Origin of the sequence: Cupriavidus sp. USMAA2-4 (assembly GCF_001854305.1) — a bacterium.
In the GTDB taxonomy this organism is placed as follows: Bacteria; Pseudomonadota; Gammaproteobacteria; order Burkholderiales; family Burkholderiaceae; genus Cupriavidus; species Cupriavidus malaysiensis.
The window spans coordinates 2,464,362-2,487,526 of the sequence record NZ_CP017748.1 but is presented as its reverse complement, the minus strand read 5'-3'; the positions used below and the strand labels follow the sequence as shown (position 1 = coordinate 2,487,526).

22 protein-coding genes are annotated in these 23,165 nt (G+C 64.0%); 10 read left to right on the top strand and 12 right to left on the bottom strand.

What is annotated here, in order from left to right:
- Positions 1–4: 4 nt before the first annotated feature.
- Entirely contained in the window at positions 5–1,009 is a 1,005-nt protein-coding gene (locus tag BKK79_RS10925; RefSeq protein WP_442873253.1) for an Lnb N-terminal periplasmic domain-containing protein, read from the bottom strand.
- A 439-nt stretch (positions 1,010–1,448) separates the two neighbouring features.
- Between BKK79_RS10925 and BKK79_RS40310 the strand changes: the two genes are divergently transcribed.
- The 4 genes from BKK79_RS40310 to BKK79_RS10920 all read left to right on the top strand — a co-directional run bounded on the left by BKK79_RS40310 (position 1,449) and on the right by BKK79_RS10920 (position 4,098).
- On the top strand, positions 1,449–1,625 hold the full coding sequence (locus tag BKK79_RS40310; protein WP_157128423.1) for a hypothetical protein: 177 nt from the start codon (positions 1,449–1,451) through the stop codon (positions 1,623–1,625).
- 810 nt (positions 1,626–2,435) lie between these two features.
- Positions 2,436–2,666, top strand: coding sequence for a hypothetical protein (locus BKK79_RS40305; RefSeq protein ID WP_157128422.1), 231 nt, complete (start codon positions 2,436–2,438; stop codon positions 2,664–2,666).
- A 440-nt stretch (positions 2,667–3,106) separates the two neighbouring features.
- Positions 3,107–3,586: an ImmA/IrrE family metallo-endopeptidase gene (locus tag BKK79_RS38955; protein ID WP_084084679.1), complete on the top strand. Its 480-nt coding sequence runs from the start codon at positions 3,107–3,109 to the stop codon at positions 3,584–3,586.
- A 5-nt stretch (positions 3,587–3,591) separates the two neighbouring features.
- A complete protein-coding gene (locus BKK79_RS10920; protein WP_071037700.1) occupies positions 3,592–4,098 on the top strand; it encodes a hypothetical protein in 507 nt (168 codons plus the stop codon).
- Positions 4,099–4,478: 380 nt separating this feature from the next.
- Here the strand turns inward: BKK79_RS10920 and BKK79_RS10915 are convergent, their stop codons facing one another.
- The gene (locus tag BKK79_RS10915; protein ID WP_071037699.1) at positions 4,479–6,110 is read right to left on the bottom strand and encodes an anti-phage dCTP deaminase; all 1,632 of its coding nucleotides are present in this window, start codon (positions 6,108–6,110) and stop codon (positions 4,479–4,481) included.
- Between the two features lie 481 nt (positions 6,111–6,591).
- Positions 6,592–7,104: a hypothetical protein gene (locus BKK79_RS41095; protein ID WP_198173274.1), complete on the bottom strand. Its 513-nt coding sequence runs from the start codon at positions 7,102–7,104 to the stop codon at positions 6,592–6,594.
- Positions 7,105–7,819: 715 nt separating this feature from the next.
- Here BKK79_RS41095 and BKK79_RS40300 point away from each other — a divergent pair.
- Complete coding sequence (locus tag BKK79_RS40300; protein WP_157128421.1) at positions 7,820–9,577, top strand: right-handed parallel beta-helix repeat-containing protein; 1,758 nt, start codon at positions 7,820–7,822, stop codon at positions 9,575–9,577.
- A 591-nt stretch (positions 9,578–10,168) separates the two neighbouring features.
- On the opposite strand, the gene BKK79_RS10905 is transcribed toward BKK79_RS40300, so the two are convergent.
- From BKK79_RS10905 to BKK79_RS10890, 4 genes are all read right to left on the bottom strand, one after another.
- Positions 10,169–10,618 carry a hypothetical protein gene (locus tag BKK79_RS10905; protein WP_071037698.1) on the bottom strand — a complete coding sequence of 150 codons (450 nt, stop codon included), beginning with the start codon at positions 10,616–10,618 and terminating at the stop codon, positions 10,169–10,171.
- Positions 10,619–10,728: 110 nt separating this feature from the next.
- On the bottom strand, positions 10,729–11,130 hold the full coding sequence (locus tag BKK79_RS40295; protein WP_157128420.1) for a hypothetical protein: 402 nt from the start codon (positions 11,128–11,130) through the stop codon (positions 10,729–10,731).
- A gap of 394 nt (positions 11,131–11,524) precedes the next feature.
- Positions 11,525–12,955, bottom strand: a complete 1,431-nt coding sequence (gene mnmE / locus BKK79_RS10895) for a tRNA uridine-5-carboxymethylaminomethyl(34) synthesis GTPase MnmE (RefSeq protein ID WP_071010532.1) — start codon at positions 12,953–12,955, stop codon at positions 11,525–11,527.
- A gap of 114 nt (positions 12,956–13,069) precedes the next feature.
- Positions 13,070–13,828 (bottom strand): CHAD domain-containing protein, encoded by a 759-nt coding sequence (locus tag BKK79_RS10890; RefSeq protein WP_231907960.1) that lies wholly within the window; start codon positions 13,826–13,828, stop codon positions 13,070–13,072.
- A 287-nt stretch (positions 13,829–14,115) separates the two neighbouring features.
- On the opposite strand from BKK79_RS10890, the gene BKK79_RS10885 reads away from it, so the two are divergent.
- Positions 14,116–14,502 (top strand): VOC family protein, encoded by a 387-nt coding sequence (locus tag BKK79_RS10885; RefSeq protein ID WP_071015911.1) that lies wholly within the window; start codon positions 14,116–14,118, stop codon positions 14,500–14,502.
- A gap of 91 nt (positions 14,503–14,593) precedes the next feature.
- Here the strand turns inward: BKK79_RS10885 and tam are convergent, their stop codons facing one another.
- Positions 14,594–15,364, bottom strand: coding sequence for a trans-aconitate 2-methyltransferase (gene tam / locus BKK79_RS10880; RefSeq protein WP_071010534.1), 771 nt, complete (start codon positions 15,362–15,364; stop codon positions 14,594–14,596).
- Between the two features lie 228 nt (positions 15,365–15,592).
- Here tam and BKK79_RS10875 point away from each other — a divergent pair, with 228 nt between their 5' ends.
- The 3 genes from BKK79_RS10875 to BKK79_RS10865 all read left to right on the top strand — a co-directional run bounded on the left by BKK79_RS10875 (position 15,593) and on the right by BKK79_RS10865 (position 17,705).
- On the top strand, positions 15,593–16,528 hold the full coding sequence (locus tag BKK79_RS10875; RefSeq protein WP_071010535.1) for a LysR family transcriptional regulator: 936 nt from the start codon (positions 15,593–15,595) through the stop codon (positions 16,526–16,528).
- 76 nt (positions 16,529–16,604) lie between these two features.
- On the top strand, positions 16,605–17,078 hold the full coding sequence (locus BKK79_RS10870) for a MarR family winged helix-turn-helix transcriptional regulator (protein WP_071010536.1): 474 nt from the start codon (positions 16,605–16,607) through the stop codon (positions 17,076–17,078).
- A 201-nt stretch (positions 17,079–17,279) separates the two neighbouring features.
- The gene (locus BKK79_RS10865; protein ID WP_071010537.1) at positions 17,280–17,705 is read left to right on the top strand and encodes an organic hydroperoxide resistance protein; all 426 of its coding nucleotides are present in this window, start codon (positions 17,280–17,282) and stop codon (positions 17,703–17,705) included.
- Positions 17,706–17,844: 139 nt separating this feature from the next.
- On the opposite strand, the gene yidC is transcribed toward BKK79_RS10865, so the two are convergent.
- The 4 genes from yidC to rpmH all read right to left on the bottom strand — a co-directional run bounded on the left by yidC (position 17,845) and on the right by rpmH (position 20,513).
- A complete protein-coding gene (gene yidC / locus BKK79_RS10860; protein WP_071037696.1) occupies positions 17,845–19,509 on the bottom strand; it encodes a membrane protein insertase YidC in 1,665 nt (554 codons plus the stop codon).
- Positions 19,510–19,531: 22 nt separating this feature from the next.
- Positions 19,532–19,807: a membrane protein insertion efficiency factor YidD gene (gene yidD, locus BKK79_RS10855; RefSeq protein ID WP_071010539.1), complete on the bottom strand. Its 276-nt coding sequence runs from the start codon at positions 19,805–19,807 to the stop codon at positions 19,532–19,534.
- A 24-nt stretch (positions 19,808–19,831) separates the two neighbouring features.
- A complete protein-coding gene (gene rnpA, locus BKK79_RS10850) occupies positions 19,832–20,263 on the bottom strand; it encodes a ribonuclease P protein component (protein WP_156811334.1) in 432 nt (143 codons plus the stop codon).
- A 115-nt stretch (positions 20,264–20,378) separates the two neighbouring features.
- Positions 20,379–20,513, bottom strand: coding sequence for a 50S ribosomal protein L34 (gene rpmH / locus BKK79_RS38950; RefSeq protein WP_006578231.1), 135 nt, complete (start codon positions 20,511–20,513; stop codon positions 20,379–20,381).
- An 891-nt stretch (positions 20,514–21,404) separates the two neighbouring features.
- Between rpmH and dnaA the strand changes: the two genes are divergently transcribed.
- The gene (dnaA, locus tag BKK79_RS10845; protein ID WP_071010541.1) at positions 21,405–23,156 is read left to right on the top strand and encodes a chromosomal replication initiator protein DnaA; all 1,752 of its coding nucleotides are present in this window, start codon (positions 21,405–21,407) and stop codon (positions 23,154–23,156) included.
- Positions 23,157–23,165: the final 9 nt, after the last annotated feature.

The following is a 23,165-nucleotide window of genomic DNA, read 5'->3' as shown; positions in this document are numbered from 1 at the left end:
CCCCTCACAGCCCGGCCTCCGCCGGCGCGATGCCCGGCACGCCGCGCCGGATCGCCTGCGAGAACGGCAGCGCGGGATGCGCATCGGCCTGCAGCGCGCGCGCATTGATATGGCCCAGCGCGTGCAGGGTGGCGTAATCGAAGCCGGGTGCGAGGCCGCCCTGGTCGTAGGCATACTCGGCGAAATAGCCGGACAGCAGCAAGCGGTAGTCGAGCGGCAGCCCCGGCACGATCTGGCGGGCGAGATCGAACACGATGGTGGTGCAGTTACTGGTGAGGGTGTTGTAGAAGGCCGGCGCGCGGCGCAAGGCCTCGGCGCGCGCCATATAGCCGAGGAAAAGCTGGCGCAGCGCCTGCGGCGAGGCCGCCAGCCGGTACAGGTAGACGTCCTCGCCGCGCGCATTGCTGCGCGTGCGCACGATGTCGCGCTCGTCGGCGGCGATGATCACCGACTCGAAGCGGCGGAAGAAACCGCCGATGGCCGAGAAACTCTCGTGCCGCTCCTTGCGGATCTCCAGCGACAGCACCACGCGCCCGCCCGCGCCGAAGTCGAAGGAAACCAGCGTGTGCGCGATCGCCGGCCCCATCCAGTACGACAGGATCAGGTCGGCCGAGCGCAGTTGCGACAGGTCATACTCGCGGGTCTCCCAGCGCGGCGTGTAGTCGGTCTCGCTGCGCCAGTCGAAGTTGCGCACATTGCGCAGCACCACGCGGTCGCCCTCGACCCGCGCCTCCAGCAGGCGCGCCACGTCGTCGGCCCAGACGCGCTCGTGCGAAGGCTTGATGGTGTGCCACCAGCCCAGCAATGCCAGCAGCGCGGCGCCGAAGGCGGCCAGCCACAAGCGCCGGGCGCGCGCACTGCGGCCCAGGCAGAGCGTGCCCAGGCAGACCAGGCCCAGCAGCGTCCACGCGGCCACGGGCGGAACGCGCAGCGCACCGGCGGCGGGGAGCTGGAACCACAACGCCAGCGCGCCCCAGGCGGTGGCGGCAGCGACGGCGATGGCCAGCAGCGTGCGCAGCGGCCAGGGCAGGCGGCTGTGCGTTGGTGTGTCGGGCAGGGGCGGCTGGAACGGCTGGAACGGGGATCGGCTCACGAGGGTGGTTGGGATGGCGGATGGCGCATAGTGTAAAGGCTGGCCGGGGCGGTACCGTCCGCGTGAACTGCTTGTGGAAGCCGCGAAGCGGCTTGCGCCGGTCGGGGCGTGGGTATGGCCAGGTCGTGCGATGCGCGATTGGGTCCGCCATCAGCCGTGCAATGGAGGGGCGGCAGGCCCGGTTCTTGTCGCCGGTCGGTAGCGGCTCGAGCGTGTCTGGGGCGGCGATCGGCGCATTCCCGTCGGCATCGCTGACGTGCCGGTGCCGGTCGAACGTCATCGGGGGCTTGCTCGTCGGCCACGGCATGTCGTAGCGCGTGGCCGGCATTGTGTGCCGCACCGCGGGCAGCGAAGCATGGGAAGCGCAAGGGCGGCGCTCGGCGACGTGTCGGGACAGATCTACAAGGCGTTCTGGTATGTGCCGGAAATCGGGCGCTGGGTGAAGTCGGTCGAGGAGTACTACGCCAGCAATGGCGTGTGCACGCAACGGATTTCCAGTAAACGGGAGTCCTTCATACACGCGGTGAACTGAGGGGCAGGGCATCGCCGCTCGTGATTGGCAGCGCCGCGGAAGAGGGACGCCGCCCGGAAGTCATGGCGCGCGATGCCTCGTGTGATCATGCGGGGCCGCGCGCGGCCCGAGATTCTTCACTTGCCGATACGGGAGCTTTCCGAGGCGCGTTGGCTTGTGTATGGGTTCCTGTATCAGACAGCCGATGCGCCCCAGTTATCCACAGGCTTGTCCATCTCTGCCAAGTTGATGCCGACGCGCACGGCGACTGCCCAGATCCAACCGCCAGGCTTCCCACGGATCAAAGGTGAGCGCCGATGACTCGCTGACGGAATAGACATGGCTGTTGTGCTGGCGCCAGCTGCTGCACGATCGATAAGCGGGAAAAACGGACAACGGTAGAATCCTCTTGCGAGGTCGCCGGAGGTTTAAGCTAGCCCGCCCTGGCAGCGGGATGTACCTTACTTAAACGGCGGCCCCGCCGCGTGCGGCAACCGGAGGTTCAAACCATCCCGCCCTGGCAGCGTGCGAGGTACCTTACTCAAACGGTTGGCCGCACACCTTCAAGCCTTGCCACCCGCGCGCCTCGCATCTGTGCCCGGCGCTCCCGCCGCGATGCGGCAGCCCGGCGCTGGGCTCGGGGCCGGCTCCTGGTAGTGCGGAGAGGCCGGCACCGACGGCCACTCGACTGCGGCAAGCGGACGTGTCGCCCGGACAGCGCGCACAAGTTCCTGGGAAAGCCGGCTAGGGTAAGCACCAGGCCCTTCGGAGGGGTGTATTCGGTCGACCGTGCATGCAACGCTCGGGGCACCAATACAACAAGGAGGGACCATGAAAACACTGCTTGCGCTGCTGATCGCCGCAGGACTTGTTGCGTCACCGCTCGCTCAGGCGAAGGGAGGCGGCAAAGGCGGCGGCGCCAGACCCTCCTATTCCGGCAGCAAGCATAGCGGCAGCCATGGCGGCCACTATGCCGGGGGGCGCGGCTCGTCGCACAAAGGGGGCGACTACAAGAACGCCAAGTCAGATGATCGATATGGCAAGCACCAAGGCGGCAATTGAAGCTTCAAGCCCCGCGGGGCAGTAGCGTTTCCCCATGGTCCGGCGCATCGCCAATGCCGATGCGCCGCCTTCATGCCTGTGGTGTGAGGTTCGATGTGGTGTCACCGCATGAGCGCGCCGATCGCGCTGCGTCAGCGGGCCGCGCACACGGCCCGCTGCCCCTCCGATACAGAAGCTAGCGATATTCCGTAAGTAACTGATTTTGCTAGGGAATCTGTGCCAGTCATTTTGGTTGTGTACTTACCTGTGTACTAAAGGCTGCGGGTGATCTGACTTATCCACAGGGAAGGTCGTCGTGCGGCGACGACTGGCGACCATCTGACCAAGCAATCTATCCAGGTTGATCTGGTGATTTCGCAGAATCGTCAGGCGGCCACAGCTATAATTGGCCGAAAACGTCCGTCACCGCCCACAGGCGTTCGCAATCACTCCACTCAACCATGCCCGCACGCGCCGCACAAGCATTGCTCGATCGGTACTGGGACCGCAAATTGCCGGTCGATCCAGTGGCCATCGCACGTGCTGCTGGTGCACGAGTTGTCGGGGAGGCACTAGGTACGCTCTCCGGGAAATTCGATGTTTTGGAGGGTAACTCAGAGACCCCTGGTGGCCCGGTTATTGCCTTCAATGCCTTCGATCCGCCTGTCCGGCAGCGCTTCACAATCGCACATGAGTTGGGGCACTTCGCGCTCAGGCATGGCCCACGCTTCCGCGATTCGACGCAGAGCTTTTCCTTGTCCAACTACGATCCAATCGAGACAGCCGCAAATAAGTTTGCAGCGGAACTCCTGATGCCAGCCACCGTGGTTAATGGGTTGATCACCGGGCGTGGCATATCGGACTTCAACACTCTGGCCGCAATGTTCAATGTGTCGCCGGCTGCAATGCGGTTTCGCCTCAAGAACCTAGGTTGGCTATAACCTTAATGAGTGACGACAACAAAGGTACGCCGAATGACGGTGTAGAGGAAAAAGCGCGTCCAGCGAAGGGGATTACTTGGGAACAGCTTGGCGAGGGTAGCCTCGATGATCTATCCGGGAGCGGCATTCTCCCCGAAGATGTGAGCGGGTTACTCTCGGAGCAAATCAAGGATCGCAAGCAGTTCCGGCACTTTCGGTATGTTGCGTTCTATGGTGTCGCAATGCTCGTTATTGGCGCGGTCGCGGCATTGATTGCGTGGACATGGTGCGTTGGTCGGCACGTTGCTGAATCATCCTCGACGGCAACCTATCAAGCTTCACTCTTCATTACGCCGCTGATCGTCCTGGCGTCGTTCGCAGCCTTGCTCGTGCTAGCACTTCTGCGATTTGCCTTCCGCTCCTTGGACAGTAAGGAGAAGGATGATTCGCCCGACGCACTGGGGGTCGTACACGCACTCGGCCGGGAGGCGCTAGCGGTGCTAAAAGACTACCTCGGCAAGAAGGTAGGCTGATATGCGGCAGACGCTACGCGCTTGACCACACAACGAAAGAGCCGGCACTTGGCCGGCTCTAGTGTCTCGATGTGCCGAAAGTTGCGGAAAAGCGACAGTCGCCATCAGCGCGAAGTGCTCACTAGGTAACTACAGAGTTACCAGGGAAGGGCTCGCGCGTAGGACGTCAGGCCATCAAGGAACCTGATCTTCCGCTCAGTCTCGACAGTTGGCTTGGGGTCTTCGTTAGGTCGGGAATAGGCCAATACCAACGTTGCAGGGCGATCTTGCGCCGAACGACGTGCTGAGCTTGAGAAGTCGAGTTCGAGTTGTTCGAAGGGACGGTTCTTCATGATGCTCCTCACTAGGTGGCGCGAGGGTAGTGGGTACTGCAGATCCAGTCAAGAGTCAGCTTCGTGTCTACTTGGCGGCAAGATCTCAGCCAAGTGTGCCACAACCTTTGCCTCAAAGTCACGGTAGTCGTCAAGGTACTCATTGACCGCTTTTGACGCTTGAGTTGGCACAATCTTGATGACCCTACCTCCTGAATCCTTCCGTGAGTTCATTGTGAAGAATCGCAGATATTGCCTTGGCGCTATGCCTTCGAAGTGAATGAACTTCACATGTTCGCTGTCGGCGCTGCGCTTCACTCCTGCAATGGATTCCTCCGTATCGAACTGAATTGCATCCGAATGGAGGTTTTTTGCCAAGCTCTTCTCATAGGGTTCAATGTAGTACACACGCTTGATCCCCGCGGCGACAATGTGCCTGGCGCAGCTATGACATGGAAAGGTCGTTGTGTACAGAACCGCATCCGTAAGCCCGCTGCTACCGCCACGGGCGAGCGAGATGATGGCCTCCATTTCGGCGTGGACAGCCCTTGAGAACTCAATTAGGTCCTTGATCCTTGATGCGCCATAGATTGCCTCCACGATTGCCTCAAGCACCTCAGGCTTGGCTGCCAGATCAGTTGCGACCTCAGCGAGTTTGGTGCTCAAGGAAGTCCGCATTGCTTCGCGCAACACGGTCTTTTCTCGGTCATTGAAGCAAACTTGCTCCTCGCGGTGGACGCAGCGGTGGTCGTTTGATCCGTCCTCCGTCTCGTATAGCCCACCGCCAGCCTTGGGCACATCATTGCAGCCTGTCGCGATTATCTCTCCGTCTGCATTAGCAATTGCTGCCCCAACTTGACGTGACATACATGCCGACTTTAGCCCCGCTGCATAGGCCACGTACATTCCGTACTCTTGGCGGGTTGGCGTGACACCATTCTCACCATGCAGAAGCGCTAGGAATCTAGTTATTTGTTCACGGATTGGATCTAAGCTGCCTCGATCATTTCGAATAAAGAAATCAGCAAGTTGCAATGCCTTATCGAGTTGCTGGCCATTATCATCCTCTTGTCTGCGATCACGCTCCATTAGCTCCGATACGCGCGCTTTTGGTACGCCCTCTTGTTCTAGGCGATTTCCGCGACTGGCTGCTACGCTGACAACCCCGACGAGATAAAAGAGGTTTCGGTAGACAGCGCGAAGTAGCTGGACTTCTGCGGGATGCTTAATTTGATCTATAAGATATGCTATGCGATCTGGGATGAACTCCTTTGGCTTTGTATCGAATTCCGGTGGCATATCTTCTGCGCGGACACCTACGATTTCCCGAACCGCCCATTCGGCTAGAATGTCTGGGGCAAATTGCTTGCGCAATGCTGAGCCTCCATCTTGAAGGCGAATATACCTGTCAGCCTTGTCTAGGCTTGGAAGTTTGCCAATATTGACGATATTCTTCTTTAGCGCATCATCAATGAGTTGGCTGATTTTTATTCTGTGAACCGTATAATTTAAGGCTTTGAGTTGTTGCTCTGCTTGGTTGATGACGCTCGTAATTCCAGAGCCGATGGGCCCTGCGAAGGCAATGACAAGCTCGGAGGATTCACGTCCCTTGAACTGATGGATCGGCTTATTTTTATCCGCCTGGGTGGGTTTCCGCTTTTCTGTGGGAAGCTCTGTCGGGATCGTGGCCGGTGTGTTCATATAATATGGGCGAGCTAATTTGTTTCTAGATTTACCAGTCCCAATTGGGCGCCGCCGGCCAAAATTGGGGGCGGTTTTTAGTCATCGGGCCTAATGCTTCTGGCTCGGAACATTATCTGGTAAGAGGTTGGCGTCCAGTATTGCTCCACTCCGATTGACAAAGTTCCGGACTTGATAGGTCGGTGCTAGTGCCCCCGCGGGAGCCATCCTTTTCTGTTTCGCTTGGGAATCGGAAGGCCTCGCTCTTTAAGGTGAGCGAGAAGCAGCGGTTCTAGGTGGGCTGCCCAGCCATCTGCATTCGCTTCCCAGCAGGCGCTGCAGACCATGATCTGACCGTAGGTTGCTAAAGACTTCCCATCATATTGGTGAATGCCAAATTGAAAGCTAGACCCACAGGAAAAGCAGCTGTACATGAACTTCGGTCTGGACATTGGCGGGCCCCTTGAAAATGTCCCGATGATTTGCATGGCAAGGTGGGCACCTATGTCTTCTGGTCCCACCCAGTGACATACCCGTCCTCAACCGTCACTCGAAGGCCGTAGCGGTTTGCTCCACGGTGGTTATATTTCCAGACTTCGCGAGTCTTGGTTTTCAGTAGCTTTTGATCGATAGACAAGGGCCGACCAATAGAGTCGATAAGCTGTTCTGCACTTTGTGTCTGCCATATCTGGCCTCCGACAATGCGCTGGACAACAACTTCGTCCTGATACTTGACCCGAAGATACTCTAGGCGAGCTTTGCGCCTGGATGCGCGTTGAGCCAAAACCAGTGCGACAACCGCGGCGATGGCGCATAAGGGGGCTATCCATCCGACGGTCTCATTGACCTTACTCACAACGTAGATGGGCACGCCAATGAAGAGAGCGGCGGCAGCGAGGCCAGCAATCTCCTTGTCCTTTCTTTTCCCCATGTCATCACTCCCGTCCGTGATGCGACCGCGTTGGCTCTCTCCGGCCACTTCTGCTAGCTGCACCATGGTGCGTGGTTCAGGCATGCATCGCATATCCCACTTTGGTGTGGAAATGGGGAGAGAGGACTCGGCCTGGAATGCTGCGAAGCAGCAGGGATCTCCAGCATCTATCTTTGCGCGAGTTTTGAGTGCCAAGTCGGCTATTGGCGAACTTCAGGGCTTCTTTGACTACCTTGTCGGCCATCTTCTGCGCGCTACGACTTGCGCCGCCCGCTGATCGACAGTTGCTAATTGGTCAACGTTGACCGATTTAGGCTTCCCAACCGTCTGTGCCTTCGCCCAGTCCTGTCCTTAGCGACGATGGCGGCCTGCTGGATTCATGTCACGAGGTGGCAGTTCCGTCCGCCGACGAAAGGCAATGATCTCACCGCAGGCAACGAGATCCGACTGCTACAGGATCGCTCGCGCGGGACCAGCGAATCTCCCGCTCGGGCAAAAGGTCGTCGGCTTTGGGCACTATGAGCGGTAGGAGTCAGCCTGGAGCCACCACCGACCGACATGGTTTAAGCCTGCGTAGGCCCGTTCATCTGCCTCCGGATAGCTTCTTCTTCCCCTACCGTCTGCGTGGCGGAGCCTGAATGTGACTACCTGCCTATACGTTCTAAGCGGGGTGGTCATCAGTTCACTTCGGCGGCATGCTCGTCAAGCCCGAGTCAGGGATGTCGCATCGGGTCTGGACGTACGTATTGATGCAACAAGGCGCGCCGCCGGCTAGCGGCCATCTTTGCGAGGAATTCCTATGGAAGTCAGCAGCGTGTTGAGTGCCAGTGCTAAGGAGTGGGTGTCGTTTTACGACTATGGTGCCATCGGTGACGGCGTGGCGGATGATACTGCCGCGTGTCAGGCCATGCTAAACAGTGGAAGCAATCTGGTACTGTTCGACGGGATTTTTAAGATTTCTGCTCAGCTCGTTCGAAGCTCCACGATCTGCATCGTAGTCCTCGGAACGGCGAAAATCACTGTTGCAAGCGGCGCCAACCCGGCGAGTGCGTTGAAGATCGATGGTGACGATGTAAAGATTTATCGTCTTGGTGTCGAGGGTATCTGTACCTCGGAAGTGGTGAGCGTAAGCGGGCAGCGCCCGCTTATCGTTGATCTGAGGATCGATGGCCAGGGCGGATCAAAATGTGGTCTGTATCTGAATAACCCGGTCGGAGGGGTAGTTGAGAGGCCGTCAGTTAAGAATATCGTTGGCCCGGCGACCGTCTATAGCGCGATAGGGATCTACGCCTACGGCAACGTGGATAAATTGCATATCCTTCATGCTGATATCTCCAATATCGTTGCGCCGGTGACGGGGAGTATGGGGGATTCGGCAGGGGCAAGTCGGGCAATTAATGTGCAAACGACGCTTTCAAGTGGTTATTTGAAAATTGAAGGCGGCCGCTACGATCGGATTGTCGGTCGTGAAGGGGATTCTATCAATGTGCAAAGCTCGTCTCTCACCGACGAGTTTATTTTGATTGTTGATGGTGCTGTCTGTACAGACTTCAATCGACGGGCAATCAAGGCACAATGTGGAGAGGCCCGGATTCGGAATCTGGATGCGAAAATTCAATCACTCGGACAGAGCGAAATTCCTGCTGGTTACGCACCAATCACGACGTTTGGTCCAAAGGTCTCAATTGCAGATTGTGACATTGACGCAAGGTACTTTGATTTTGCTATCGTCGTTTCTGGAGCCGCCAAGGGTCACATATCAAACAATACTATCCTTGTTGGTGTAAACCGATCATCTGATCCTTCGTGGGCGGGTAGAAGCTCTCAAACAGGGATTTATATTCGGGGTTCGGCAAAGATTAATGCTGTCAGTAATTCCATAACTGGCGGAGTTTATGGTGTTCGCTTTGTAACGGCCTCGAATTGCTCAGCAACGGGCAATGACTTGTACGGGCAGAAGGACTATGGAATTGTTCAGGAGGCGGATGCTCCTGTTGCCGTGATATCGGAGAATAGGTTCTACGATGAGGCCGGCATCGCTCCAGCCTACGCCGTCTGGATGAAAGGGGTGGGCGGCGCTGCGGAGCGGAACAAGGTACACCTGTCGAATCCCTCGCTTGTCTGTCAGGCTGTGCGCGCCGAAAGTACTTCCTCATTGCTTAGTGTCAGAGGAAATGCAGGGGCATCGGATGCGATTCCTGCTGTTGTTGATAATGGCGGCACATCCAATCTCTTCGAAGGAAATATAACTCTCGGCTCTGCAGGTTCTGGCAGCCAGTCGGGAGTTTTCTCCGCAGGGAACAACAGCAGTACTGCTGGGCGCGGTGAACGTTATACGATAGTTTACAAGACACCCATTACAGCAAACCGTGATGTAAGCACAAATAGCCGCTTTCCATCGTCGAGCGATGTATTGCGTGTTATTCGGGCGGCTAGCTGCACAGGCGATTTCAGTGTCAACGTGGCCAGCCTGAAATCGCTTACTGTACCGGGTCAGTGGTGCGAGGCCACATATAACGGCAGCACATGGGAGCTAACGGCCTATGGCGTCTTGTAGAGGCGTTCGATCTCAGTGAACTGCCCGGGCAAGGATAGCAGGCTAAGTAAAGTGCGACACGAAGGCAAGCGTCAAAGTTCGCACAGAACTTCTGTAGACAGCTAGGGCACCAACTCATGTGCGACCGGTGCGTAATCAGGAGGGGTTATATCGGCACCTTTGGGCGCATGGTCGCGGTGCGTAGATGTGCCTGATATTTTGGCTGGGGTAAGCACCAAGCCCTTCGAAGGGGTGTATTCGGTCGACTGTGCATGCAACGCTCGGGGTACCAATACAACGAGGAGGGACCATGAAAACGCTGTTCGCGCTGCTGATCGCCGCATGACTTGTTGCGCCACCGCTTGCTCAGGCGAAGGGAGGCAGTAAAGGCGGCGGCGCCCGACCTTCCTATTCCGGCAGCAAGCATAGCGGCAGCCATGGCGGCCACTATGCCGGGGGCCGCGGCTCGTCGCACAAGGGCGGCGACCACAAGAGCGCCAAGTCAGGCGACCGATATGGCAAGCATCAAGGCGGCAACTGACGTTGCGAGAGCCTCAGAGCATCAGCGCACCTACGTAGGGCCGTGAAGCCACGCCGGGACGTGAGCCGTCTCTAGCGATCGCTGGCTATCCTGTACCGGATTCGTTGGTTGTCTGCGGAGAGGATATCAACCGTGAAATTCTGGAATCGAACGGTCCTTGACTGAGCCAAGTCATATCGCACGCTCTGATAGAAAGCCGGTGCTGCGTATCCTTGCCGGAACTCGCGATAACTGAGTTCGATCGTTGTGCCCGCGATTCCGGAGTAGATCAATTCCTTCCGAATGTAGTCAGCGGAGGGCTGCTCCAATTCCCTCCAGCCATCTGGTGAGTTCAGTAGCCCCACCCACACGCGCCGCTTGGTGATGTAGCCATTCTGATCCACCAGCATGACACTTCCGGTCGTGGTGGAGACCTCCCTGCCAACGGCGTACGATTTGAAGGCGCGCTGCTCGACGACAGTGGACGCACATGCGCTCACAAGTGCTGCGCCAGCCAGGATAACGAAGTACTTGCGATCCATGACCCTCTCCCGCTGTTGTTTTCCATCGATGATGGAACGGGACGGTCATAACCGAAATCGGCCAAAGGTATAGAGCTTCCCTCATACATCTGGAGGTAGGGGATCACGTTCTAGCGGCCGCCTTTGGCCAATCCATTCTCCTCCGTCCACGCGGCAACAACCCCGATGTCCCGCACCAGCAATTCCGCGGCCGTCTGTCCCAAATCGAACAGCACATCCATGGTGGCCGGACTGAGCGAGCCGAGCGCTCTATCGCCATCATCGGCTTGTTCCTCTTCATGCTGTTCGACGGCGTTGTTGCGCGCAAGCGTGAATAGCATGTCCAAGCCTCTGGCAACCCGCACGGCGCGGTTCAGGCATTCGACGAGTGGGCCGGTATTTGCCAGTTTGCCCAGGTAGGCGGCTCGCTCAATGTGCTCATCGAATACGTTATCGCGATGCTCAAAGAGGCTTCGCTTGCATGAAGGAAATCCGGTGCCTGGGTGCTCAGAACGTGCGTGGGTCTTGCGCATTGCGGCCTCCAACGTTGGTTGCGAAGACCCGCCGCTCATCGCCAAATGAGGGGGGCGGGCCGAAGCGGGGTTGGCGAACCGGAACGTTGGCACCGGCCAGCCCGAAGGCTGCCCCACCCGGCCCGCCATTGAAAAGGCGCGCGCGAGCGCAAACGGACATGGAAATGCCGCACCGATGCGGCTGTCCGCCAACGTTGTTCAGGTCGCCAAACCTGGCCCCTGTTGTTTCAGGGGCGAATGGAGAATAGCACGCTGCGCCGCGCCGGCAACGGCGCCAGGCGCACGGAACGCAAAGTGTTTCATCGCTGGAGAGCGATGGTCCGGTGCATCGTCAAATCCGATGCGCCGCTCCCGTGCCAGTGGTGCGCGGGCCGCACACCCGGCCCGCCACCCCTCACTTGCCGATACAGAACCGCGTAAAAATCGTCCCCAGCAGGTCATCGCTGGTGAACTCCCCGGTGATGCTGTTCAGGTGGTCCTGCGCCAGCCGCAGTTCCTCGGCGAAGAGGTCGAGTGCCTGGGCCTGCTGGTCGGCCTGTTCGGCGGCCATGTCGAGGTGGGACTGGGCGTTGCGCAGCGCCGTCAGGTGGCGTTCGCGGGCGAGGAAGGTGCCTTCGTTGCCGGACGATTGCCAGCCGACCAGGCGCAGCAGGTGGGCGCGCAGCAGTTCGATGCCGGCGCCGCTGCGCGCGGAGATCCAGACTTCGCTGGGATTGGGGCCGTTGGCGGCGACCACGTGCGGGCGGTTGCTGCTGAAGTGCGCGTCGCCGGCGGCGGGGGCGAGGTCGATCTTGTTGACCACGCGCAGGATGGGCGAGCCCGGCGGCAGCACGCCGCTGAGGCGGTCGTCGATCTGGTCGTCGATGGGGGACAGGCCGTTGCGCACGTAGTCGGTGGCGTCGACCAGGTGCAGCACGATGTCGGCGCGGCCGACGGCGTCCCAGGTGCGTTGGATGCCGATGCGCTCGACTTCGTCGTCGGTGTCGTCGCGCAGGCCGGCGGTGTCGATGATATGCAGCGGGATGCCTTCGATCTGGATGGTCTCGCGCACGCGGTCGCGCGTGGTGCCGGGGATGGGCGTGACGATGGCCAGCTCGGCGCCGGCCAGCGCGTTGAGCAGCGAGGACTTGCCGACGTTGGGCTGGCCGGCCAGCACCACCGACAGGCCTTCGCGCAGCAGCGCGCCCTGGCGTGCCTGCGCCAGCACGCCGGCGAGGTTGGCGCGGATCACGGCGAGCTGGCCGCGCGCGTCGGAGGCTTCGAGGAAGTCGAGTTCTTCCTCGGGGAAGTCGAGCGTGGCTTCCACCAGCATGCGCAGGTGGATGACCTTGTCGACCAGTTCGTGGATGGCCTTGGAGAAGACGCCTTCCATCGAGCGCGCGGCCGAGCGCGCGGCGGCTTCGGTGCTGGCTTCGATCAGGTCGGCCACGGCTTCGGCCTGGGCCAGGTCGAGCTTGTCGTTGAGGAAGGCGCGGCGGGTGAACTCGCCGGGCTCGGCCAGGCGCAGGCCGATGCCGCGGCCGGCTTCCAGGCAGCGCGCCAGCAGCATCTGCATCACCACCGGGCCGCCGTGGCCCTGCAGTTCGAGCACGTCTTCGCCGGTGTAGGAGTTCGGCGCGGGGAAGTACAGCGCGATGCCGTGGTCGATGACGTCGCCGGTGGCGTCGAGGAAGGGCAGGTAGGTGGCGTGGCGCGGCTTGAGCGTCTGGCCGCAGAGGGCGCGCGCGATGGGGGCCACGTCGGGGCCCGAGACGCGCACCACGCCGATGCCGCCGCGTCCGGGCGCGGTGGCGATGGCGGCGATGGGAGGCTGGGAGGCAGTCATGGGCATATTGTCGCAGAAGGTGTGGCGGGCGGCGCCTGGCCGCCGGTGCGCCGGTGCGCCGGTGGCGGCGGGCAGGGCGGGGCAGGGCGTGGGCAGGGCGTGGGCCTGGTGCTGTCAGGCCGGCTGGCCCGGCGCGGGCGCCTGGCCCAGGCATTCGCACAGCAGGCGGCGCGCCACGGCTGCGTCGATGACGCGGCCGAGCCGGGTCTGGCGCTTGACCAGCTTCGCGTGGAGGGCTGCGGTGCGGCGCGCCGGCAGCACCTCGGCCAGCGCTTCCAGGGTGTAGCGCAGCAGCTTGCCGCGGATGCGCAGCTTGTGCAGCCTGGCGGTGTCGTTCTCATGTGCGGCGCGCTTCAGCTGGCGCAGCCGCTTGCGCGTGCTCGCCACGCGCTGGCGGGCGAAGGGGCCCAGCGCGGGCGCCGCCGGCAGGTGCGGTCCCACGCCGCCGCGCAGGTGGACCAGGTCGCGCTGCAGTGCCGGCAGCGGCCAGTGGCGGCATTGGGCCAGCCGTGCCCGCATCTCCCCGTGCGCCTCGGCGCGGCGCGCGGCGGCGGTGTCCAGTACCGCCAGCAGCACCGGGTCGCCGGGCTGGCGGTCGAGCGCGGGTTTGAGCGTTTCCAGCGCGAACACGTCCCAGTCGCGTACGGGGCCGGCGGCATCGGCCAGCTCGCCGACCAGCTGGCGCCAGCGCCGCGCCATGCCGGCCGGCAGCGCGGGCGCGAAGGTCCAGGCCAGCGCGCGCAGGTGGCGGGTGGCCACGCGCAGCGCGTGCACGTCTTCCACCGCGTTGCGGCTGGCAAGCACCTCCAGGCACTCGCCGATGGCGGCGAGGTCCGCCTCGGCCAGGTCGGCGAAGGCGGCGTGCGGGCGCATCTTGCGGTCAAGCCGGAGCGGATCGGAGCGGGTGCGCATGGGTGGCGGAGATACGGCGGCTGATTGCGGCGGCGGAGTGCGGCGCTGGAAGGCACCAATGGGTACCAACATTATCCAGTGTAGACGATGGGGCACAGCCGGCAGTGTGGGGTGCGGCACCCTGGACGGCGGCGGCGCTGCCAGGCGGCGGTGGCGCGCCGGTTGACGGCGATTGACGGCGATTGACAGCGCGCCCGCGCGCGGTTGCAATGGCCGCCATCGCCCCGGAAGGCAAGGAGACAGCGAAGATGATCGACCATACCGGCGTGCTCGTCGGCGATTTCGCCCGCAGCCGCGCGTTCTACACCGAGGCGCTGGGCGCCATCGGCTTCCTCAAGAACATGGAGTTGCCGGCCAGCGTCACCGGCCATACCGACATGGCGGGTTTCGGGCCGCCGGACAAGCCCGAGTTCTGGATCAGCGCCGGCACGCCCAACCGGCCGCCGGTGCATGTGGCCTTCCGCGTCGACAGCCGGGCGGCGGTCGATGCCTTCTATCGCGCGGCGCTGGCCGCCGGTGGCCGCGACAACGGCGCGCCGGGCATCCGCGCGCACTACCACCCAGACTACTACGGCGCCTTCGTGCTGGACCCGGACGGCCACAATATCGAGGCGGTCTGCCACCTGCCGGCCTGAGGCGCGGGCCTGTGGCGCCGGCCATCGCGCGCGCATCAACGGGTACGGCGGCCGGGGCAGCCGAGGCGGCCTGGGCGAGGCCGGGCGACGCTCAGCGGGTCGCGACGATGAACAGGCGCGGGAAGGGCAGCAGCACCGAGCCGTCGGGCAGCGTCGGGTAGGCCTGCGCCACGGCGTCCTGGTAGCGCGCCAGGTAGTCGGCGCGCTCGGCCTCGTCGAGGGCCTGCACGAAGGGGCGCAGGCCGCTGCCCTTGAACCATTCCACGATGGCCGCAGGCCCCGCCGCCAGCGGGTGGTGGTAGACCGTCAGCCACACGTCCACGCGCGCCGCATGCGGACGCAGCATGGCGTAGTACTCGGTCGGCGTGAACAGGCCGGTGCGGGCATTGGCGGCATCCGCCAGCTTGGCCGCCCAGGGGCCGGCGGCGGCCACCTCGCGCATCAGCCGGTGGGCGGGTTCGTCGAGCGAGTCGGGCATCTGCACCGCCAGGCTGCCGCCGGGGGCGAGCTTGCCGATCAGTTCCGGCAGCACCTTGCGATGGTCCGGCACCCACTGCAGCACGGCGTTGGCCAGGATCACGTCGACCGGCGCAGCCGGCTGCCAGTCCTCGATGCCGGCCAGGGTGAACGGTACCTGGGGCAGGCGCTGGCGCGCCGCCGCGATCATGTCGTCGGAGTTATCCACACCGGCGACCTCCGCGCCGGGAAAGCGCTGCATCAGCACCTCGGTGGAATTGCCGGGGCCGCAGCCCAGGTCGACGGCGCGCCGCACGTCCTGCGTCGGCACTGCCGCCAGCAGATCCCGTACCGGGCGGGTGCGTTCATCCTCGAACGCCACATATTGTCTGGCAGACCAGCTCATCTTGCTTCCTCTTCTAGCGGATTTCCTGCGGAGGCTGCCGCCCGGCAATGGCTTTGGGGGGCGTTGCGGGCGCTGCGGGCCTTGCCGGCCGTGTCAGGCCCCGGCAAGGGATGGCGCAAGCATAGGCCCGCTCATCTATGATTTCCAGCTCATCCCGAGCACAATATCCATACCCTGATGGTATGGATAAAGCAGGATGGTGAACCAGGTCCTGCGGGAGATGGCTGGATGATCGATCTGCGCCGCCTGCGCGCCTTCGTGGCGCTGGCCGAAGAAGGCAATATCACGCGTGCCGCCGAGCGGCTGGACATGCAGCAGCCGCCGCTGACGCGGCTGCTGCGCGGGCTGGAGGCCGAGCTGGGCACGCGCCTGATGCAGCGCTTGCCGCGCGGCGTGCGGCCGACCGAGGCCGGCCAGGCGCTGCTGGAGGAGGCGCGCGTGCTGTTGGCGCGCGCCGAGGCCCTGCCCGGCGTGGTGCAGCGCGCCGCGCGCGGCGAACTGGGGCGGCTGGCGCTGGGCTTCACCAGCTCGGCCAGCTTCCACCCCTTCGTGCCGGCGGTGCTGCGCGCCTTCCGCGCGCGCATGCCGGGCGTGGCGGTGGCGCTGGAGGAGGCCGGCACCGTCGAGCTGGCCGACGCGGTGCTGCACGAGCGGCTCGATGCCGCCTTCGTGCGCTCCCCGGCGGGCGGCCTGCCCGACCTGCTGCTCGATCCAGTGCTCGACGAGCCCATGCTGGCCGCCTTGCCCGCCCATCACCCGCTGGCGGCCGATGCCGGCAGCGCGGCCGCGCCGCTGCCGCTGACCGCGCTGGAGCGCGAGCCCTTCATCCTGTACCGGCGCCCGACCGGCCCCGGCCTCTACGACAGCATCCTCGCCGCCTGCCGCGCGGCCGGCTTCAGCCCGCTGGTGGCGCAGGAAGCGCCGCGCCTGCCGGCCACGCTCAGCCTGGTGGCCGCCGGGCTCGGGGTGTCGGTGGTGCCTGCTTCGATGCGCCGGCTGGGTGGGGAGGACATCGTCTACCGCGACCTGGACTGCCCCGCGCTGTCCGCCCCGCTGCACCTGGCGCTGCGGCGGGGCAACCCGTCGCCTGCGCTGGCGCGGCTGCGGGAGCTGGTGCGGGAGTTGGCGACAGCACAAGCGGGCACGGTCCAGACGCCCCGCTGAGTCGTGTCGCCCCCCGCGTGGCGGGCCGGTCAACACGTTGCTTGCAAGTAGATCGCGCGCGACCTATATTTTGCCCATGGATACGCAAGACACCCCGCTCAAGCTGCCGGCGACGGCGCAACTGCTGGACCACCAGTTCTGCTTCTCGGTGTACGCCACCTCGCTCGCCTTGAACAAGCTGTATCGCAAGCTGCTGCGTCCGTTAGGACTGACTTACCCGCAATACCTTGTGATGCTGGTGTTGTGGGAGCAGGACGAGGTGACGGTCTCCGATATCGGCGCCCGCCTGAACCTCGATTCGGCCACCCTGACGCCCCTGCTCAAGCGGCTCGAAGCGCAGGGCTTGCTGAAACGGGCACGCGCCGCGGCCGACGAACGGCAGGTGATCGTCAGCCTGACCGAAGCGGGCCGGGCGATGAAGGCGCCGGCGCGGCAGGTACCGGAATCGCTGCTGTGCGCCTCGGCCTGCAGCATCGATGAGCTGGTCACGCTGAAGCGGGAGCTGGACACGCTGCGTGAACGCTTCGCCAAGGAGGCGATGCAACCTTAGGGGCGGCAAGGCCGGCGGCGGCCCAGGCTGCCGTTGGCTGGCAGATCATATGTAGTGCGCGATTCAATCGCTAGCAATTCAAAGCGGGTGCGGTGCCTCCCCGGCGATGGCGGTGACTCCCGTGACCTCGGCAGCAATCAGCAGCAATCAGCAATCAGCAACAAAAACCCAGACCCACTCTAGCCAACCAAGGAGTCCACCATGTCGATCGAAAAAGTCCTCTACCGCGCCCAGGCCCAGGCAACCGGCGGCCGCGACGGCCGCGCCGTCTCGTCCGACGGCGTGCTTGACGTCAAGCTGACCACCCCGCGCGAACTCGGCGGCGCCGGCGGCGACGGCACCAATCCCGAGCAGCTGTTCGCCGCGGGTTACTCGGCCTGCTTCATCGGCGCGCTGAAGTACGTGGCCGCGCAGCAGAAGATCGCCTTGCCGGCCGAGACGTCGATCACCGGCAAGGTCGGCATCGGTGCCATCTCCAGCGGCTTCGGCATCGAGGTGGAACTGCAGATCTCGCTGCCGGGCATCGACCGCGCGGTGGCCCAGGGCCTGGTCGACAAGGCGCACACCGTGTGCCCCTACTCCAACGCCACGCGCGGCAATATCGACGTGACGCTGACCCTGGCCTGAGGCGACCGACGCGATCGGCGTGATGGCGTGATGGCGTGATGGCGGTGCCGCCAGGCGCGGCACGCAACGGCCGCCGCCCGGCGCGCAAAGAAAAAGCCCGGCACGAGCCGGGCTTTTTTGCACGTCAGGGGAGGCGCGCTCAGCTCTTGGCTGCCGCCGCGGCCCTGCCCTTGCCGAGCATGCGGTTGATCTGCCACTGCTGGGCGATCGACAGCACGTTGTTCACCACCCAGTACAGCACCAGGCCGGCCGGGAAGAAGAAGAACATGAAGGAGAACACCAGCGGCATGACCATCATGACCTTGGCCTGCACGGGGTCCGGCGGGGTCGGGTTCAGCTTGGTCTGCACGAACATCGACACGGCCATCACGATCGGCAGGATGTAGAACGGATCCGGCACCGACAGGTCATGGATCCAGCCCAGCCACGGCGCGCCGCGCATTTCCACCGACGACAGCAGCACCCAGTACAGCGCGATGAACACCGGGATCTGGATCACGATGGGCAGGCAGCCGCCGAGCGGGTTGACCTTCTCGGTGCGGTACAGCGCCATCATCTCCTGGTTCATCTTCTGCGGATCGCCCTTGTGGCGCTCGCGGATGGCCGTCATGCGCGGCTGCAGGTCCTTCATCTTGCCCATCGAGCGGTAGCTCGCGGCCGACAGCGGGAAGAACACCAGCTTGATCAGCACCGTCAGCAGGATGATCGACCAGCCCCAGTTGCCGAGGAAGCCATGCAGCTTCTCCAGCAGCCAGAAGATCGGCTTGGCCAGCACGGTCAGCCAGCCGTAGTCCTTCACCAGTTCCAGGCCCGGGGTGATCTTCTCCAGCATGCGCTCTTCCTGCGGGCCGGCGAACAGGCGCGCATCGGTGGTCACCGTGGCGCCCGGCGCGATCTGGCCCAGCGGCTGCTGGATGCCCACGCGGAACAGGTTGGCGTCGATCGCTTCCACGTAGAAGCTGTGCTGCTTGCCGGTCTGCGGGATCCAGGCCGAGGCGAAGTAGTGCTGCACCATCGCCACCCAGCCGTTGTCGGCCGCGGCCGGCACGTCGGCCTTGCCCTTGGCGATGTCCTCGAACTTGATCTTGTGGTACTTGTTCGCGTCGCTGTAGACCGCCGGACCGGTGAAGGTGCTGTAGAACTGCGACTGCTCGATCTTGCTGCCGTCGCGCACCAGTTCCAGGTACAGCGTCGGCGAGATCGCCTGGGTGCCGTCGTTGGTCACCGCGAAGCGCGTGTCGACGACGTAGCTGCCCTTGCGGAAGATGTACGTCTTGACCAGCTTGATGCCGCCCTTGTCGGCCGTCAGCGCCACTTCCAGCGTGTCCGCGCTGCCGAGGGTGCGCGGGCCGGGAGCGGCCGTGAACACCGTGGTGTGGTTCGGCAGGTCGCCGCCGATCAGGCCCGAGCGGGCCACGTAGGTGCGCACGCTGTCGCGTTCGAACAGCACCACCGGCTTGCCGTCCTTCTCATGCTGGTTCAGCAGTTCCAGGCGCGACAGGATGCCGCCCGCGGTGTCGATGGTGGCACGCACCTCATCGGTGGTCACCACGATCTGCTCGCCGGCGGGCTGGGCCGCGGCCTGCGGCGCGGCAGCGGGCGCGGCCGCCGCGGAGGCGCCGGCGGCCTTGGGCACGTCGCCCTGGGTGGCCGCGTTGGCGGCCTGGCCCGAAGCGGCTGCCTGCTGCTGGTTGGCGCTCGGGAAGAACATCGACGGATGACCCGTGGCGCGCTGCCAGTTGTCGTAGAGCAGCACGAGGGACATCGCGAAGATGACCCACAGTATGGTGCGTTTGATATCCATGTCTCGCAGTGGTCAGGGGGATTCAGGGTCGGGGCAGCCGGACGGTGATGCGCGCCGCCGGCTCGGAGGCGCTCGCTTCGGGCATGACGCCAGGCACGGGATCATACCCGCCCTGTGCGAACGGATGACAACGGCAGAGCCGGCGGGCAGCCATCCAGCTGCCGCGGCCGGCGCCGTGGCGTTCGATCGCCTCGCGGGCGTAGTCGGAACAGGTCGGCAGGAAGCGGCACTGCGAGCCGAAAAACGGGCTCAGGGCGATCTTGTAGACGCGCAGCAGGGCTAGCAGGAGTCGCTTCATGATGACGGCTCGTTCGGGCGGCGGCTAGGCGGTCGGCGCCGCGGCCGGCGGGTGCGCGCCCGCGGGGGCGGGCTGCACCGGTGGCGGCAGCGGCCGCGCGGCCACATCCAGCAGCGCGCCGATCTCGGCCAGGCAGGCCCGGCGGATGGCGGCGCGGCTGGAAAAGTCCGCGCGTGGGAACTTGGCCTGCAGGCGCAGCAGTACGTCGCGGCCGGCAAGTTGGTCCTGCCGCAGGCGGAACAGTTCCCTCGCCATGCGCTTGACCAGGTTGCGCTCGGCCGCGCGCGGGGCGAATTTCTTGCCCGTCACCAGCCCCAGTCGTGCCTGCGGGAGCCCGTTGGGGCGCACGTAGAGCACGAAGTGCTGGCTGCGGCGACGGGGCCGCAAAGCAAAAACGGATGAAAACTCATCCGTCTTTGTCAGCCTTACGGCTTTGGGAAAGGCATGGGCGGGCACGCTGGGCAAAGCTAGCGGATTGCTGCGCTTGGCTGCAGTGCTCCCGGCCGTCCTGCAGGCGAGGCGGCGGCCGGACGCGGCGCAGGCTGCGCCGCTCCGGCCGGTCGCCCGGCCCTTAGACTGCCAGGCGCTTGCGGCCCTTGGCGCGACGCGCGTTGATGACGGCACGGCCGCCACGGGTCTTCATGCGCACACGGAAACCATGGGTACGCTTGCGGCGGGTAACGGAAGGTTGGTAGGTACGTTTCATGTTGCACTCTCTGGTTGATCCGGGCTCGCCCGGGCACCGGCCGGTGGCCGGGGCGCCATGGCCGCCGCATATGGTTCGCTTGGGGCTGCCGCGTAGGCGGACTTGCCGACGTCTGCGGTTGTCTTTTGCTGCCGGCCGTGCGTCTTGCGACGCTGCTGACCTGTCGGGATCGAGCCGGCGTGCCGGCCTTGCTGTCTCTTCCTGGTCAGGCTGCTTCGGCCTGCTGTCCGTCCCGGCCATCCGGCCCGCGGGCGCGGACGGTACGGATCAGGTCAGACCCGGCGATGCGCATACGTGATCCCCTGCCGCATCGCAGAACCCGCCATTTAAACGATTTTTGCCGGAAGTGTCAAGGTGAGGAGCTGAGTATACGACGTATACGTCGCCTGGCGTGGCGTCAGGTAAACGCGTTGCGTGTGTCATTGTCCACAATGCCCGGTGGGTAAGTGAGCACGTCGCGGGCCGCGCTCCACAGGCCTGTCCACAGGAGAAAAAGCAGTCTTTCCATTTGTTTACGGGACCTTGCGCGCACCGCCAGGTCGCGTCAAATCAAGGGTTGTGCACAACGATCCACTGCTTCTACACAACTTGTCCACAGACTTATCCTTTGTGGATAACTTGGAGCGAGGGGTACAATCCGGGTCCAAACATCAGACGGGGTGGCGTGGCTCACGCGCAGCCCGGGTCCGCGCATGGCGCGCCAGCATTGGGAGAGGTGGCGAGGCGATCGCCCGTATACCCGTATACGAAGTTGTATACGTGTGGTTTACGGTCCGGTCGCCCCGCCATTTCCTATTTCCCATCTGCCGGCGGCGAAGGTCACCATGCAAGGTCCCGGACGGGAAGCGCAGGCGTGAGCCGCATCGGTCGTCGGGATCGCAAAACAAAACAATGCAAGATTTCTGGCAGGCGGCAGCCGCGCAACTCGAGCGCGAACTGACGCCGCAACAATTCAAGACCTGGATCAAGCCGCTGGCGCCGGTCGCCTTCGACGAGGAGGCGCACACGCTGCGCATCGCCGCGCCCAACCGCTTCAAGCTGGATTGGGTCAAGAGCCAGTTCGCCAGCCGCATCACGGCACTCGCCTGCGAGTACTGGGAGGCGGATGTGAGCGTGCACTTCGTGCTCGACCCCACGGCCTCGGGGCGGGCGGCGGCGTACGCGCAGGCGAACGGCCTGGCCGGCACGCACCTGGTACCGCCGGCGGGCGTGCCGGGCGGTGGCTATCCGGGCGCGGCGCCGGTCCAGCCCGGCCAGATGCAGGCGGGCATGCCGGGCGGCCAGTACCCGGCAGGCGGCCCCGGCTTCGCCCAGGGCGCGCAGCCGTTCGGCCAGGGCGGCCAGGGTGGCCATCCGGCCGGCGCAGCCGGCTTCGGCGGCGGCGCCTACCCCGCCGGCATGGGCGGGGCGGTCGGCCATGGCGCCATGAACCCGATGGGCGGCATGGGCGGCATGGGCGGTGCGGCCATGGCCGATATCGACGTGGCCCAGATGGACCCGGCGGAGGCCGCCGCGCGTTCCTACCGCGTGCCGGCCCAGCCGGGCGGCGCGGGCATGGGCGGCATGGGGCCCGGTGGCGCCGGCATGGGCGGCGCCCAGCAGCCGTCGGACACCGTGCACGAGCGCTCGCGCCTGAATCCCATCCTGACCTTCGACAACTTCGTCACCGGTAAGGCCAACCAGCTCGCGCGCGCCGCTGCCATCCAGGTGGCCAACAACCCGGGCAAGTCCTACAACCCGCTGTATCTCTATGGCGGCGTGGGCCTGGGCAAGACCCACCTGATCCACGCCATCGGCAACTTCATGCTGATGGAGAACCCGCGCGCGCGCATCCGCTACATCCATGCCGAGCAGTACGTCTCCGACGTGGTCAAGGCCTACCAGCGCAAGGCCTTCGACGAGTTCAAGCGCTACTACCACTCGCTCGACCTGCTGCTGATCGACGATATCCAGTTCTTCTCGGGCAAGAACCGCACGCAGGAAGAGTTCTTCTACGCCTTCGAGGCCCTGATCGCCAACCGGGCGCAGGTGATCATCACCAGCGATACCTATCCCAAGGAGATCACCGGCATCGACGATCGCCTGATCTCGCGCTTCGACTCCGGGCTGACCGTGGCCATCGAGCCGCCCGAGCTGGAGATGCGCGTGGCGATCCTGATGAAGAAGGCCGCCGCCGAGAACGTCAGCGTGCCGGAGGAGGTCGCCTTCTTCGTCGCCAAGCACCTGCGCTCCAACGTGCGCGAGCTGGAAGGCGCGCTGCGCAAGATCCTGGCCTTCTCCAACTTCCATGGCAAGGACATCACCATCGAGGTCACGCGCGAGGCGCTCAAGGACCTGCTGACGGTGCAGAACCGCCAGATCTCGGTGGAGAACATCCAGAAGACCTGCGCGGACTTCTACAACATCAAGGTCGCGGACATGTACAGCAAGAAGCGGCCCGCCAATATCGCGCGGCCGCGCCAGATCGCCATGTACCTGGCCAAGGAACTGACGCAGAAGAGCCTGCCCGAGATCGGCGAGCTGTTCGGCGGGCGCGATCACACCACCGTGCTGCACGCGGTGCGCAAGATCGCCGACGAGCGCAGCAAGGACGCGCAGCTCAACCACGAGCTGCACGTGCTGGAGCAGACGCTGAAGGGCTGAGCACCGGGC